The sequence below is a fragment of the Leifsonia shinshuensis genome (assembly GCF_022606355.1).
Lineage (GTDB): Bacteria > Actinomycetota > Actinomycetes > Actinomycetales > Microbacteriaceae > Leifsonia > Leifsonia shinshuensis_B.
The window spans coordinates 84,577-97,498 of record NZ_JAHHZQ010000003.1 but is presented as its reverse complement, the minus strand read 5'-3'; the positions used below and the strand labels follow the sequence as shown (position 1 = coordinate 97,498).

The 12,922-nt window shown below is 72.0% G+C and carries 12 protein-coding genes and 1 pseudogene; 10 read left to right on the top strand and 3 right to left on the bottom strand.

What is annotated here, in order from left to right; all coding sequences use genetic code 11:
* The first annotated feature begins 89 nt into the window (after positions 1-89).
* Genes KNO15_RS12015 through KNO15_RS12005 form a run of 3 tightly spaced genes read left to right on the top strand, consistent with a single transcriptional unit; the run spans position 90 to position 2,125 of the window.
* A complete protein-coding gene (locus KNO15_RS12015) occupies positions 90-641 on the top strand; it encodes a GNAT family N-acetyltransferase (protein ID WP_241703980.1) in 552 nt (183 codons plus the stop codon).
* A gap of 59 nt (positions 642-700) precedes the next feature.
* A complete protein-coding gene (locus KNO15_RS12010; RefSeq protein WP_241703979.1) occupies positions 701-1,813 on the top strand; it encodes a carboxylate-amine ligase in 1,113 nt (370 codons plus the stop codon).
* Between the two features lie 42 nt (positions 1,814-1,855).
* On the top strand, positions 1,856-2,125 hold the full coding sequence (locus KNO15_RS12005) for a hypothetical protein (protein ID WP_179607928.1): 270 nt from the start codon (positions 1,856-1,858) through the stop codon (positions 2,123-2,125).
* 18 nt (positions 2,126-2,143) lie between these two features.
* On the opposite strand, the gene KNO15_RS12000 is transcribed toward KNO15_RS12005, so the two are convergent.
* Positions 2,144-2,350, bottom strand: coding sequence for a hypothetical protein (locus KNO15_RS12000; protein WP_241703978.1), 207 nt, complete (start codon positions 2,348-2,350; stop codon positions 2,144-2,146).
* 179 nt (positions 2,351-2,529) lie between these two features.
* Positions 2,530-2,691 (bottom strand): hypothetical protein, encoded by a 162-nt coding sequence (locus KNO15_RS11995; protein ID WP_241703977.1) that lies wholly within the window; start codon positions 2,689-2,691, stop codon positions 2,530-2,532.
* Positions 2,692-2,781: 90 nt separating this feature from the next.
* Between KNO15_RS11995 and KNO15_RS11990 the strand changes: the two are divergent.
* Positions 2,782-3,751: pseudogene (locus KNO15_RS11990) on the top strand (aldo/keto reductase).
* Between the two features lie 12 nt (positions 3,752-3,763).
* On the opposite strand, the gene trxA reads toward KNO15_RS11990, so the two are convergent.
* A complete protein-coding gene (trxA, locus tag KNO15_RS11985) occupies positions 3,764-4,135 on the bottom strand; it encodes a thioredoxin (protein ID WP_241703976.1) in 372 nt (123 codons plus the stop codon).
* 154 nt (positions 4,136-4,289) lie between these two features.
* On the opposite strand from trxA, the gene KNO15_RS11980 reads away from it, so the two are divergent.
* From KNO15_RS11980 to KNO15_RS11955, 6 genes are all read left to right on the top strand, one after another.
* Positions 4,290-4,901, top strand: coding sequence for a glyoxalase (locus KNO15_RS11980; protein WP_241703975.1), 612 nt, complete (start codon positions 4,290-4,292; stop codon positions 4,899-4,901).
* Positions 4,902-4,993: 92 nt separating this feature from the next.
* Positions 4,994-6,301 (top strand): bifunctional glycosyltransferase family 2/GtrA family protein, encoded by a 1,308-nt coding sequence (locus KNO15_RS11975; protein ID WP_241703974.1) that lies wholly within the window; start codon positions 4,994-4,996, stop codon positions 6,299-6,301.
* A gap of 3 nt (positions 6,302-6,304) precedes the next feature.
* Positions 6,305-8,464: a glycosyltransferase family 39 protein gene (locus KNO15_RS11970; RefSeq protein ID WP_241703973.1), complete on the top strand. Its 2,160-nt coding sequence runs from the start codon at positions 6,305-6,307 to the stop codon at positions 8,462-8,464.
* A gap of 162 nt (positions 8,465-8,626) precedes the next feature.
* Positions 8,627-9,931, top strand: coding sequence for an APC family permease (locus tag KNO15_RS11965; protein WP_241703972.1), 1,305 nt, complete (start codon positions 8,627-8,629; stop codon positions 9,929-9,931).
* 207 nt (positions 9,932-10,138) lie between these two features.
* The gene (locus KNO15_RS11960; RefSeq protein WP_241704661.1) at positions 10,139-11,119 is read left to right on the top strand and encodes a LacI family DNA-binding transcriptional regulator; all 981 of its coding nucleotides are present in this window, start codon (positions 10,139-10,141) and stop codon (positions 11,117-11,119) included.
* 414 nt (positions 11,120-11,533) lie between these two features.
* The gene (locus tag KNO15_RS11955) at positions 11,534-12,919 is read left to right on the top strand and encodes an MFS transporter (protein ID WP_241703971.1); all 1,386 of its coding nucleotides are present in this window, start codon (positions 11,534-11,536) and stop codon (positions 12,917-12,919) included.
* The last annotated feature ends 3 nt before the right edge of the window (positions 12,920-12,922 follow it).

Genomic DNA, 12,922 nt, shown 5'->3' with positions numbered 1-12,922 from the left:
GCGCCCCTAAAACGGGCTCATTGGGGCGCTTACGTGCCCCTCGGCGAAGGCCGGAGGAGGCGGGAGGGGGAGGATGCGAGGATGGAGGGATGAACTCCATCCGCCCGGCGGGAAGCGACGACGCCGAAGCCGTCCTCCGGCTGTTCGACGACGCCATCGCCTGGTTCGTCGCGATCGGCAACACCGGGCAGTGGGGCGCCGAGCCGTTCTCGTCGCAGCCGAAGCAGGTGGACCGCGTGCGCGGCTGGGTGGCGGAGCCGGGCTCCTGGGTCGCCGAGCATCCCGATGCCGGCGTGGTCGGCTTCCTCGCGCTCGGCGAGGCGACCGACTACGTTCCGGCCGCGACGCAGGCGGAGGTCTACGTGCGCGTGCTCATCGGGTCGCGCGATGCGCGCGCGAAAGGCACAGGACGCCAGTTGCTCGGGTTCGCCGACGAGCAGGCCCGCGCGGCAGGCGCCGACCTGCTCCGGGTCGACTGCTACGCCGGAGGCACGGGCGACCTCATCCGGTTCTACGAGTCGTGCGGCTACCACCCGACGACGACCTTCACGGTCGGCGCGTGGCCGGGGCAGGTGCTGGAGCGCGTCGTCGAGCGGGGCGTCGAGCGGGGCGTCGGCGAACCGGGCGACGGCCGCGCATAGAGCGGATTCACGGCTTCCGGGGTATTGCCCACCGACTACCCCGCGCCGATAGTGGAGGCGTGAGGACTTTCGGGGTGGAGGAGGAACTCCTCCTGGTGGACGAACGCGGTGTCGCCACACCGGTCGCGCCGTTCGCGCTGGCCGACGCTCCGGCCGGATTCGAGGATCGTCTCGGTGCCGAGATCCAGCAGGAGATGATCGAGACTCAGACGCGTCCGCAGCTCGGCGCCGACGAGCTCTTCGCCGACATCGTCGAGGGCCGTACGCTGGCCGACACACTCGCCCGGCGGCACGGCGCCCGCGCGGTCGCCGTCGCGATGTCGCCGCTGCCCCTTCGGCCCCACGCGACGCCGGATCCGCGATACGACCAGATGATGGAACGCTACGGGCTCACCGCCAAAGGCACCCTGGTGTGCGGCTGTCACGTGCATGTCGCCATCCACTCGCGCGAGGAGGGCGTCGCCGTCCTCGACCGCATCCGAACGTGGCTGCCGACGCTGCTGGCGCTCAGCGCGAACTCCCCGTTCGTCGGCGGTGTGGACACCGGGCACGCCAGCTACCGGTTCGTGGCCTGGCACCAGTGGCAGAGCGCGGGACCGACCGACGTCTTCGGCTCCGTCGACGCTTACGACAGCTTCGAGCGGCTGCTGGTCGAGACCGGCGTCATCCTCGACAAGGCGATGCTTTACCTCGACGCGCGGGTGTCGCACAAGCAGCCGACCGTCGAGGTGCGCGTCGCCGATGTCTGCCTGGACGCACGCGACACCGTCGTGCTCGCGGCTCTGGTGCGCGCCCTCGTCGACACCGCCGTCGACGAGTGGCGTTCGGGCGTCGCACCCCTGCCCATCCCGTCCGCGGCTCTCCGGCTCGCCGAATGGCAGGCGGCGCTCACCGGCGTCGGCGGGATGCTCCCGCACCCGGTGAGCGGTCGCGAAGGCACCGCGGTCGCCGCCATCGACGCCCTCCTGGCGCACACCGCCGGCGCGCTGCAAGCCAACGGCGACCTCGCGCTGGTGCGGCGCGGAGTCGTCCGGATCCTGCAGAACGGCGGGGGAGCCGGCAGGCAGCGGGCGGCGCTCCAGCGGCGCGGGAGGATGGCCGACGTCGTCGCCGAGGCGATCGCAGTGACCCACGTGGCCGGCGAAGAGGGCGACGATCGTTTCGTGGCGTAGCAATCCCTTCCGCCGGCGCCGCGACGCGCCTATTCTTCGGACATGACGGGGAAGGAACTCGCCCACCAGCACGCCGTCTACACGTACGGCTCGCTTCCGCTGACGCTCATGTACAGCCCGACGGCGACGGCGGCGTGGGAGGTGTACTTCGGCGGCGACTACCTCGGACTCGTCGAGGAGGCGCACACCGCAGGTGACCCGTGGCCGTCGTTCGTCGCCCGGCCTCCCGGCGAGGAGGAGACCGGAGACGGCATCCCGGCCCGCGACTGGCGGGTCGCCGTCGAGTTGCTGGCCGCGCGCGCGGGGCTGTAGCGCCGAGCCGTCAGCGTGTCAGAACGCGAACTGCGCCCACTCGGCGCGCGCCAGATTCACGCGCTCGCCGTGCCGCTCCACCACCCAGTGCGATGGTGTCCCCGCCAGATACGTGCACAAGACGGTCTCGCTGCTCCAGCCGTCCGCGGAGCGGGTCCATCGCACCAGATGGATGTCCTGCCCCGGTTTCGGTGCGTTCCCGATCGGTGTCTCGTAGGTCGTCACGCTGCACCCCTCCCCAGTTGTGCAGCCGGTCCCCTCTGCTGGAGGCGCGCCGAATCGCCCCTCCACCAGCTCAGGACTGGCTCCTGCACTAGACCCTAGTGGGGTACAAGCCCGGGGGACAAGAGGGTTCAGGTGAACGGGAGGGGTCGGCTTCGGGACGCGGATCCGGCTCGGTGCCGTCAGGTCGCCGGGTCGTCCTCGTCGTCCGCTGCCGCGTCGTCCTCCGGCTCGAAGACGCCGTCGGCGTCGTACGGGCCGCCGCCTTCGCCCTCGGCGAGGGCGTCGACGTCGATCGGTTCGCCGGACGGCGTCTCCGGCCAGTTCTCTTTCGCATCGGTCATGCCGTGATGGTAGGCCGAACGGGGGTACCGGCAGAACCTCCCCGTCGACGGTCACGCCGCGTAACGTCGGGGGCGAGAGGAGAACGAACGATGGAATACACCCGACTGGGCTCGTCCGGCCTCACGGTCAGTCGCCTCGCGCTGGGCTGCATGAGCTTCGGCGACACGTCGCGCGGCTTCAACGAGTGGGCACTCGACGACGAGGGCGCCGCCCCGATCTTCCGCCAGGCGGTGGAGGCGGGGATCACCTTCTGGGACACGGCCAACGTCTACGGCTTCGGCAGCTCGGAGGAGATCGTCGGCCGCGCCGTCCGCGAGTACACGCGGCGCGAGGACGTCGTGCTGGCGACCAAGCTGAACTTCCGGATGCACGACGGACCCGGAGGCGCCGGCCTGTCGCGACGCGCGATCCTCGAGCAGATCGACGTTTCCCTGAAACGGCTCGGCACCGACTTCGTCGACCTCTACCAGATCCACCGCTTCGACCCGCTGACGCCGGTCGAGGAGACGATGGAGGCCCTGCACGACGTGGTCAAGGCCGGCAAGGCGCGCTATCTCGGCGCCTCCTCGATGTGGGCGTGGCAGTTCGCCAAACTCCAGCACGCGGCCGACCTCGGCGGCTGGACACGGTTCGTGACCATGCAGGACCAGTACAGCCTGATGATGCGCGAGGAGGAGCGCGAGATGTTCCCGCTGCTGGCGGACCAGGGCGTGGGCAGCCTCCCCTGGAGCCCGCTGGCCAAAGGCCGGCTCACGCGGCCGTGGGGCGAGCAGACGCTGCGGGGCGACACCGACCCGTTGCAGGCGAGGTTCACCGAGGCGCACGACCGGCCGATCGCGGAGGCCGTGCAGCGAGTCGCGGAGGCCCGCGGCGTGCCGATGGCCCAGATCGCACTGGCGGTGGGTGCTGCGCAACCCCGTCGTCGACGCGCCCATCGTCGGCGCGACCAAACCGCACCACCTGCCCGACGCGGTCGCCGCCGTGCACCTGGAGCTGACCGACGACGAGGCGCGCCTGCTGGAGGCCCCCTACACGGTCACCCTCCCCACCGGGTACTGACCTGAGACCTGGCTACGCCTCGGCGGCCGGGGCCTCGGCGATCGAGGCGCGCACGGCGTCCATGTCGAGTGCTTTGACCTGGCCGATGAGGTCTTCGAAGGTGGGTGCCGGGAGCGCGCCCGGCTGCGAGAAGACCAGGATGCCGTCGCGGAACGCCATCAGCGTGGGGATGGAGGTGATGCCGGCGGAGGCCGCGAGCGCCTGCTCCGCCTCGGTGTCGACCTTGCCGAACACGACGTCGGTGTGCTCCTGAGACGCCTTCTCGAAGATGGGGCCGAACATGCGGCACGGGCCGCACCACTCCGCCCAGAAGTCCACGAATACGATGTCGTTCTCGATGATCTTCGACTCGATGTTCTGCGCGGTCAGCTCGACGGTGGCCATGGGTCTCTCCTTGAGGTCGAGGGGGATGCTGCGGCCGTCGGGTGCACACGGCCGCACTGAAGGGAACGGTACGCCCTCCGGCTGAATTCCCCGCGGCCGAGTCGAGCAGGAATGGAGAAGCGCCGTCCACCCCGCCGCTCGTACCGTGAGGGTCATGACCTCCATCGACCACATCACCCTCGAGGTGGCGGACACGTCCTCCGCCGAACGTTTCTACACCGACGCCTTCGGGCTCGGCGACCGTGTGCGCGTCCGCGCCTCCGACACGCCGACGTCGGGCTTCCGCGGCTACACGATGTCGATCACCGTGGCCCAGCCCGCCGACGTCACAGCGTACGTCGACTCGGCGGTGGCCGCCGGCGCCACCGTCATCAAGCCGGTGACCACCTCGCTCTGGGGCGTCGGCGCCACCGTGCAGGCGCCGGACGGCGCGATCTGGAAGATCGCGACCTCCGCCAAGAAGGACACCGGCCCCGCCGTGCGCGAGGCCGAGTCGGTCGTGCTGCTGCTGGGCGCCGACGACGTCAAAGCCAGCAAGCGGTTCTACGTCGACCGCGGCCTCCCCGTCGGCAAGAGCTTCGGCTCGTACGTCCAGTTCGACCTGAAGGACAGCCCGGTGCAGCTCGGGCTCTACAAGCGCCGTGCGCTCGCGAAGGACGCCGGCGTTCCGGAGGACGGCGACGGCTCGCACCGCATCGTCATCGGCGGTGGGGCCGACAGCGTCGTCGACCCGGACGGCTTCGCATGGGAGGCCGGAGCGGTCTGAGGGCACCCGCATAGCAACCCCTCAGAAGACCCATCTGCGGGGCATAAGCCCGCGAAAGGTCACGGGAATGTAACGGCGCCAGGGTGGCTGTCATGTCCCAGCCAACGACCCTCTCGCTCGACATCGTCGTGCCCGTGTACAACGAGCAGGCGACGCTCGACACGTCCCTCCGCCGGCTGCACGCCTACCTGACCGACACGGTGCAGGCGAGCTGGCGGATCACGATCGCCGACAACGCCAGCACCGACGAGACGCCCGCCATCGCGGACGTCCTCGCCGCGGAGCTGAGCGGGGTCGTCGCCGTGCACCTCCCGCTGAAAGGGCGCGGCCGTGCCCTCAAAGCGGTGTGGGGCTCCTCGCCCGCCGAGGTCCTCGTCTACCTCGACGAGGACCTCTCCACCGACCTCGCCGCCCTGCCGCCGCTCGTGGCGCCGCTGCTCTCCGGCCACTCCGATCTCGCGATCGGCACCCGGCTCGGGAGGAGCTCGCGTGTCACGCGCGGCGGCAAGCGCGAGTTCATCTCCCGCAGCTACAACCTCCTGCTGCGCCGCACGATGTCGGTCGGGTTCACCGACGCGCAGTGCGGCTTCAAGGCGATCCGCCGGGATGTCGCCGAGCGCCTCCTCCCGCTCGTGGAGGACGACGGTTGGTTCTTCGACACCGAGCTGCTGATCCTCGCCGAGCGGGCGGGACTGCGGATCCACGAGATCCCCGTCGACTGGGTGGACGATCCGCACAGCTCGGTCGACGTCGTGCGCACGGCGCGCGACGATCTCAGGGGGATGCTGCGCGTCGGCACCAACATCGCGCGTGGCCGGATCCCGATCGAGGCCGTCTACGCCGAGCTGGGCCGCCGACCGTTCGCGCCGCCGACCCCGCCGAGCTTCTTCGGGCAGGTGGTGCGGTTCGCGATCGTCGGCGTGCTCTCCACGGCTGCGTACGCGCTGCTCTATCTGCTGCTGTCGGGCGTCCTCGGCGGTCAGGTCGCGAACTTCGCGGCGCTGCTGCTCACCGCGGTCGCCAACACGTGGGCCAACCGGCGCTTCACGTTCGGCGTGCGGGGGCGGCCGGGGATGGTCCGTCACCAATTCCAGGGGCTCGTCGTCTTCGGGATCTCCTGGGCGCTGACCGGAGGTTCGCTGGCCGTGCTGCACGCGACCGCGCCTGGCGCCTCCTCCCGGGTCGAGCTGATCGTGCTCACCGTGGCCAACCTGGTCGCGACCCTGCTGCGCTTCGTGCTGCTGCGGCTCTGGGTGTTCCGGGCGTCGCGCCGGGCGACGGCTCGGGGCACGGCCGCACGGGAGGCCGCCGATGCGGCGGCCTCGCGTGAGCCGCGGCCGGTTCCCCCGGCGTCCGCGGGCGCCGCCCTCGTCCTCACCCCGACCGAAACGGAGAAATGACCGATGTCCGCCACCACCGCATCCACCTCGACCCAGCCCGCGACCGCGCCGCCGGACACGACCCCCGCGGCTCCGGCCCGTCGACCGGCCGCGGTCCTCCGCCGGCTGATCCGCGGCCGCGCGGACGCCGCCGCGTGGGAACGCCCGGCTCTGTTCGGCCTCCTCGCCATCACCGCGCTCCTCTACCTCTGGGATCTCGCCGCCAGCGGCTGGGCCAACTCGTTCTACTCGGCCGCCGTGCAGGCGGGATCGGTGAACTCGGAGGCGTTCTTCTACGGCTCCAGCGACGCCGCCAACTCGATCACGGTCGACAAGCCCCCGGCGAGCCTCTGGATCATGGCCCTCTCTGTCCGGGTCTTCGGGCTCAGCTCGTGGAGCATCCTGGTGCCGGAGGCGCTGATGGGCGTCGCCACCGTGTGGCTCATCTACCTGACCGTGCGCCGCACCTTCACCGCCCGGACAGCCCTGCTCGCGGGCGGCGTGCTCGCCCTGACGCCGGTCGCGGCGCTGATGTTCCGGTTCGACAACCCGGACGCGCTGCTCGTCCTGCTGCTGACACTCGCGACGTATCTGACGTTGCGCGGCATCGAATCCGGTCGCATCCGCTGGGTGATCTGGGCGGGTGCCGCCGTCGGCTTCGGCTTCCTCACCAAGCAGCTGCAGGCCTTCCTCATCCTCCCGGTGCTGGCCGGGGTCTACTTCGCCGCCGCGCGCGTCTCGTGGGCCAAGCGCTTCGGTCACCTGTTCGCCGCCCTGGCCGCAGTGGTCGTCGCCGCCGGATGGTGGGTCGCGATCGTCGAGCTCGTCCCCGCGTCGATGCGGCCGTACATCGGCGGTTCGCAGACCAACAGCTTCCTGGAGCTGACCTTCGGCTACAACGGGCTCGGCCGGCTGACCGGGAACGAGACCGGCAGCGTCACCGGGGGTGGCGGTGCGACCGCAGGCGGTGCGACCGGAGGCGGCATGTGGGGAGCCACCGGCATCCTCCGGCTGTTCGAGAACGAGATCGGCGGGCAGATCACCTGGCTGCTGCCGGCGGCGCTCGTGCTGTTCGTCGTCGCGCTGGTGCTCGGCGGGAGGGTCGCGCGCACGGATGCCCGCCGGGCGACCCTCCTGCTCTTCGGCGGCTGGCTGATCGTGACAGCGTTGGCGTTCAGCTTCATGGCCGGGATCTTCCACGCGTACTACACCGTGGCCCTCGCGCCGGCGCTCGCCGGGGTGGTCGCGATCGGCGCCTCAGCCGTCTGGGGCGCGCGCGAGCGGCTGTGGGTGCGCATCCTGTCGGCTGCGACGATGCTCGGCACCGCCGTCTGGGCGTGGGTGCTGCTCGATCGCGCGACCGACTGGCTTCCGTGGCTGAAGGTCGTCGTCCTCCTCGTCGCGCTCGCGGCGTCCGTGCTGCTGCTCCTTCCCCCGCGCGGCCGGGCGCTGTCGGGCGCGACGATCGCGGCGACGCTCGTCGGAGCGCTGCTGGCGCCGACGGCCTACACGCTCCAGACGGTCACGACGGGCCACACCGGGTCGATCGTCACGGCGGGACCGACGGTGTCCGGCGCGATGGGCGGCCCGGGCGGAGGACGCGGCTTCGGCGGCGCGCGCACGGGCGGCCAGGGCGGATTCGGCGGAGCGCCGGGCGGCGGCACGGGGGCGCCTGGCGGCGGCACGGGTGGCGTCCCGGGAGGGACGACCGGCGGGACCGGCGGGACGACCGGCGGAACCACCGGCGGCCAGACCGGCGGTGCGCAGGGCGGCACGGCCAACGGCTTCGGCGGTGGCGGCACCGCGCAGGGCGCCGCGGGCGGGATGGGCGGCCTCCTCGGCTCCAGCACCGTCAGCTCCGAGCTGAGCGCGCTGCTCACGGCCGACGCCGCGAAGTACACCTGGGTCGCAGCGGCCGTCGGCTCCAACTCGGCCGCGGGCTATCAACTCGCGACGCAGGAGCCGGTGATGCCGGTCGGCGGCTTCAACGGCTCCGATCCGTCGCCCACGCTGGCACAGTTCAAGGAGTATGTGGCGCAGGGCAAGATCCACTACTTCATCGCCGGCGGCGTCGGCCAGTCGAACGGCGGCAGCAACGCCTCCAGCCGGATCGCCGCCTGGGTCGAGGCCACCTTCACCGCCACGACCGTCGGAGGAGTCACTCTCTACGACCTGACGAAATAGCGCCCTCGAGGGGCACGTAGACGCCCCTATCCGACCCGGATAGGGGCGTCTACCCGCCCCTCGGCGGTGGGCTCACGCGGGCTGCGCGTGCTGGCCGGGGATGCGCGAAGGATGGCAGCGGATGGACGGCGCGATGTCGGTGGCCCACGCCAGGATGGTCGAGTGACCAAGAGCGCGCCATCGACCACGCGACTGCCGGAGGGGCGGCCCGTCGAGCATCGCGGTCACCTGGGCGTGGCCGGGGGCACCGCCCTCTACGTCGCGGCGGTGCTCGGGACGGGCATCCTGGTGCTCCCGTCGCTCGCAGCAGCCGCGGCCGGGCCGGGCGCCATCCTCGCGGTGGCGGCCCTTGCGCTCATCTCGATACCGCTCGCGTCGACCTTCGCCGCGCTCGCCCGGCGGCATCCCGATGCGGGAGGCGTCGCGACCTTCGCCCGGCGCGCGTACGGTCCGACGTCGGCGCGCATCGTGAGCTACTGGTTCTTCTTCGGCACGCCGATCGGCGCCCCGATCGCAGCCCTGATGACCGCGCGCTACGTCGTCGCCGTGATCGGCGGCGACGCCGTGCAGACGATCCTCATCGCGATCGCGCTCATGGTGATCCCCGTCGCCGTCACCGCGTTCGGCGTGCGGTTCGCGGCCTCGGTGCAGCTCGTGCTGTCCGGCGCGCTGGTCGCCGTGCTCGTCTTCGTCCTGGCCGCAGCCGCGCCGCACGGCAGGGTCGAGAACCTGCAGCCGCTGCTCCCGCACGGCTGGTCCGGCGTCGGGCTCGCGATGAGCCTCTACATCTGGGCGTTCGCCGGCTGGGAGGCCGTCGCCGGCATCGGTGGCGAGTTCCGCAACCCGCGCCGGGACATCCCGCGCGCGACCGCACTCGCGCTCGTGATCGTCTCGGTCGCGTACCTGACCATCCAGACCGTCGCCGTGGCGGTGCTGGGCGATGCGGCCACGACTTCTGCCGTGCCGCTGCTCGACCTCGTCGACGCGGCGACGGGCTCCGGAGGCGGTGTCGTCGTCGCCGTGATCGCGGCGATCGTCGTGACGGGCGTGTTCAACGCATACCTCGCGGCGTTCAGCAAGCTGGGCGCGGCGATGGGCCGCGATGGCGACCTGCCGCGCTGGTTCGGCCGCGGCGCCGAGAACGGCGCGGTCGCACGGCGTGGGCTGCTGCTGTCGGCTGTGGTCATGGCGCTGTACTCGGTGGTCGTGCTGGCCAGCGGCGACCTCCAGCCGTTCATCCTCGTGCACACGAGTATCGCCGCAGCGGTCTACGGGCTCGGGGTCGCCAGCGCGATCGTCCTGCTGCCCACCCGCTCGGTCGGGTGGTGGATGGCGGTGCTGTCGTGCGTCTTCGCCGCCGGTCTCCTCGCGCTGGCGGGGTGGCATCTGGTCTTTCCTGCCGCGATCGCGGCGATCGCGGTGGTGGTCGGAGCGTTCGCCCGGCGCAGGAGGCCCGTTCGCGCATAATGGGGTTCACGCTCTTCACCCGGAGGAGCGGCGCGGGCCCGAACCCGCGGGCGAACCGGGGAGGGCGCCGTGACCAACGACCCTGCGACGCCGGATGCTGCGACGCCGGACCTTGCGACGCCGGACCTTGCGACGCCGGACCTTGTGACGCCCGAGGGCGCGGCGGCCCCCACCACGGCGTCGATCCCCGTCGTGCGGGCCGCCAGCATGCGGGATGTGGCGCAGTTGGCCGGCGTCTCGCACCAGACCGTTTCGCGCGTCATCAACGACCACCCCAGCATCCGTGACACGACGCGGCAGCGAGTCCTCGACGCCATGGAGGCACTGCACTACCGCCCCAATCCGGCCGCTCGAGCCCTCGTCACGGCCCGATCACGCACTCTCGGCGTGCTCTCGACGACCGCGGCCGCCCTCTACGGGCCGGTGTCGAGCATCAACGCGGTGCAGAGCGCCGCGCGCGACGCCGGGTACTACCTCGCCGTCGCCCAGCTCTCCGAGCTGAACGCCGAGGGGATCGCCGCGGCCCTCGACCACCTGCTCGCCCAGGCCGTCGAGGGCATCATCGTGATCGCCCCGCAGGAACTCGTGATCGAGCAACTCTCCGGCGCGGGACTCGTCGTGCCGTACGTCACCCTCCAGGGCGGCCCCGAGTACGACGCGCGCGTGCTCACCGTCGACCAGGAGGCTGGCGCCCGGGCGGCGACCGCGCACCTGGTCGGGCTCGGCCATCGCTCGATCCACCACATCACCGGTCCGCTCGAATGGTTCGAGTCGCAGGCCAGGGCCGCCGGCTATTCGCGCGAGCTGGAGGCCGCCGGACTGCCCGTCCCTCCGTTGTCGGAGGGCGACTGGTCGGCCGAGTCCGGCTACCGTGCCGCGCGCGGACTCCTGCGGGACACGGACGCGACCGCGGTCTTCGCATCGAACGACCAGATGGCTCTCGGCGTCTACCACGCGGCCCGCGAGGCCGGCCGCCGGGTGCCCGACGATCTGAGCGTCGTGGGGTTCGACGACATCCCGGAGGCCGCCCACTTCTGGCCGCCCCTGACGACCGTGCTGCAGGACTTCACCGAACTCGGCCGCCGCAGCGTCGAGCACCTGATCGCCGAGATCGAGGGCGGCGAGGCCCCCGGCCCGGTCAGCCTCGTCCCCGAACTGATCGTCCGGTCGTCCACGAGCCCGCGGTGACGCACGGCGGCCGGTGACTCCGGTCACTCCGAGCGTCGGGTGGTCGGGCCGCCACCCGCGGTGGTGACCATCGCTCCGGAGATCGAGTGACTCCGCGCGCGGACCTCCGGACTTCCGGAATCGGCTGGCGCTGCCGCCGCATCCTCTCCGGAAATCCGGACAGGCGTGGCCGGCGGCTCCGGATGGCCGGGGCCGACACGCCGCGGCCGTGCCCGTGCCTCCGGACTTCGGGTTGCCGCATTCGCCGAGTGATCGCCGGAGTTCGGGAGCAGATCCCCGGCTTGGCCACACCGTCTCCGGTGATACGGAGCGCTCCGGAGGTACGCAACGCAGGCGCGTCGGCCGGTGACGCCCGCGCGCCGGAGGCCCGGGAGCCGCCTCCCCGATGTCGCCCGCAGGCCATAGGGTCGAAGGATGAGCACCGACCGGGGATCCGCGACGGAGGCCGGGCAGCTCTCGAAGCCGGAAGGGGTGCTCGCGCCCCACTATCGCTGGGTGAGCATCGGCATGTGCCTGCTCGTCACCCTGGCCGCCTTCGAGGCGCTCGCCGTCACGACGATCATGCCTGCCGTGAGCCATGAGCTCGACGGCGCCGCGCTCTACGCGTTCGCGTTCGCCGGGCCGCTCGCCGTCGGCGTCGTCGGGATGGTGCTCGCGGGAACCTGGTGCGACCGCGGCAATCCCCGGACCGTGCTCTACGCGTCCGTCGTGCTGTTCGCCGCTGGCCTCACGCTCGCCGGAGCCTCGCCGACGATGCCGCTCTTCGTCATCGGACGGCTCGTCCACGGGCTGGGCGGCGGTGCGCTGACCGTGGCGCTCTACGTGATCGTCGCGCGCGTCTATCCGGCGCGCCTCCACCCGAGCATCTTCGCCGGCTTCGCCGCGGCCTGGGTCGTCCCGTCGCTGATCGGCCCGGTGATCGCCGGCGCCGTCGCCGAGACCCTGGGCTGGAGGTGGGTGTTCCTCGGCGTCGTCGCGCTGGTGTTCCTGGCGATGCTGATGGTGGTCCCCGCGATGCGCGGCGTCCACGGGCCAGATCACCGGCCGGAGGGCGGGGGACGCGAGCTCGCGCGCGTGGGCCTGGCTGTTCTGGTCGCGGTGGCCGTGCTCGGCCTGACCCTCGCGGCCGAGGCGCGCGGGCCGGTGCAGTGGATCGTCCCCGTGGTCGCGGCGGTTGTCGCGGTGGCGGCGTTGCGTCCGCTGCTTCCGAGGGGGGTGCTGCTCGCGCGTCGGGGGCTGCCGAGCGTGATCCTGGTGCGGTCGATCGTGGCGGGGACGTTCTTCTCCGCCGAGGTGTACGTGCCGCTGATGATGGTGACGCAGTACGGCGCGTCCCCCGCGATCGCGGGCCTCGCCCTGACCGCAGCCGGGCTCAGCTGGGCGGCCGCATCGTGGGCGCAGGGTCGGTTCCCCGCGATCGGGAACAGGCTCGCCGCCCGTCTCGGTGCGCTCGGCCTGACGATCGCGATCGGGTCGCTGCTGGTGACGGCGCTGACCGGAGCCTCGCCGATCGTCATCGTGGTCGGCTGGGCGTTCGCGGGCGGTGGCATGGGACTGCTGTATCCGCGGCTGGGTGTGCTCACCCTCCAGTACTCGACGCCCGCCGACCAGGGCTTCAACAGCTCGGCCCTCTCGATCGCCGACTCGACCGGGTCCGCCATCGCCCTCGCCGCGACAGCGATCGCATTCTCGGCGCTCGGCGGCGCGACGTCGCCGGTCGCGTTCGCCGGCGTGTTCGTCGTGAACGCGGCGCTGTGTGTCGCCGCGTGGTTGTGCGGCCCGCGCATCCTGGCGCGCTGAGGA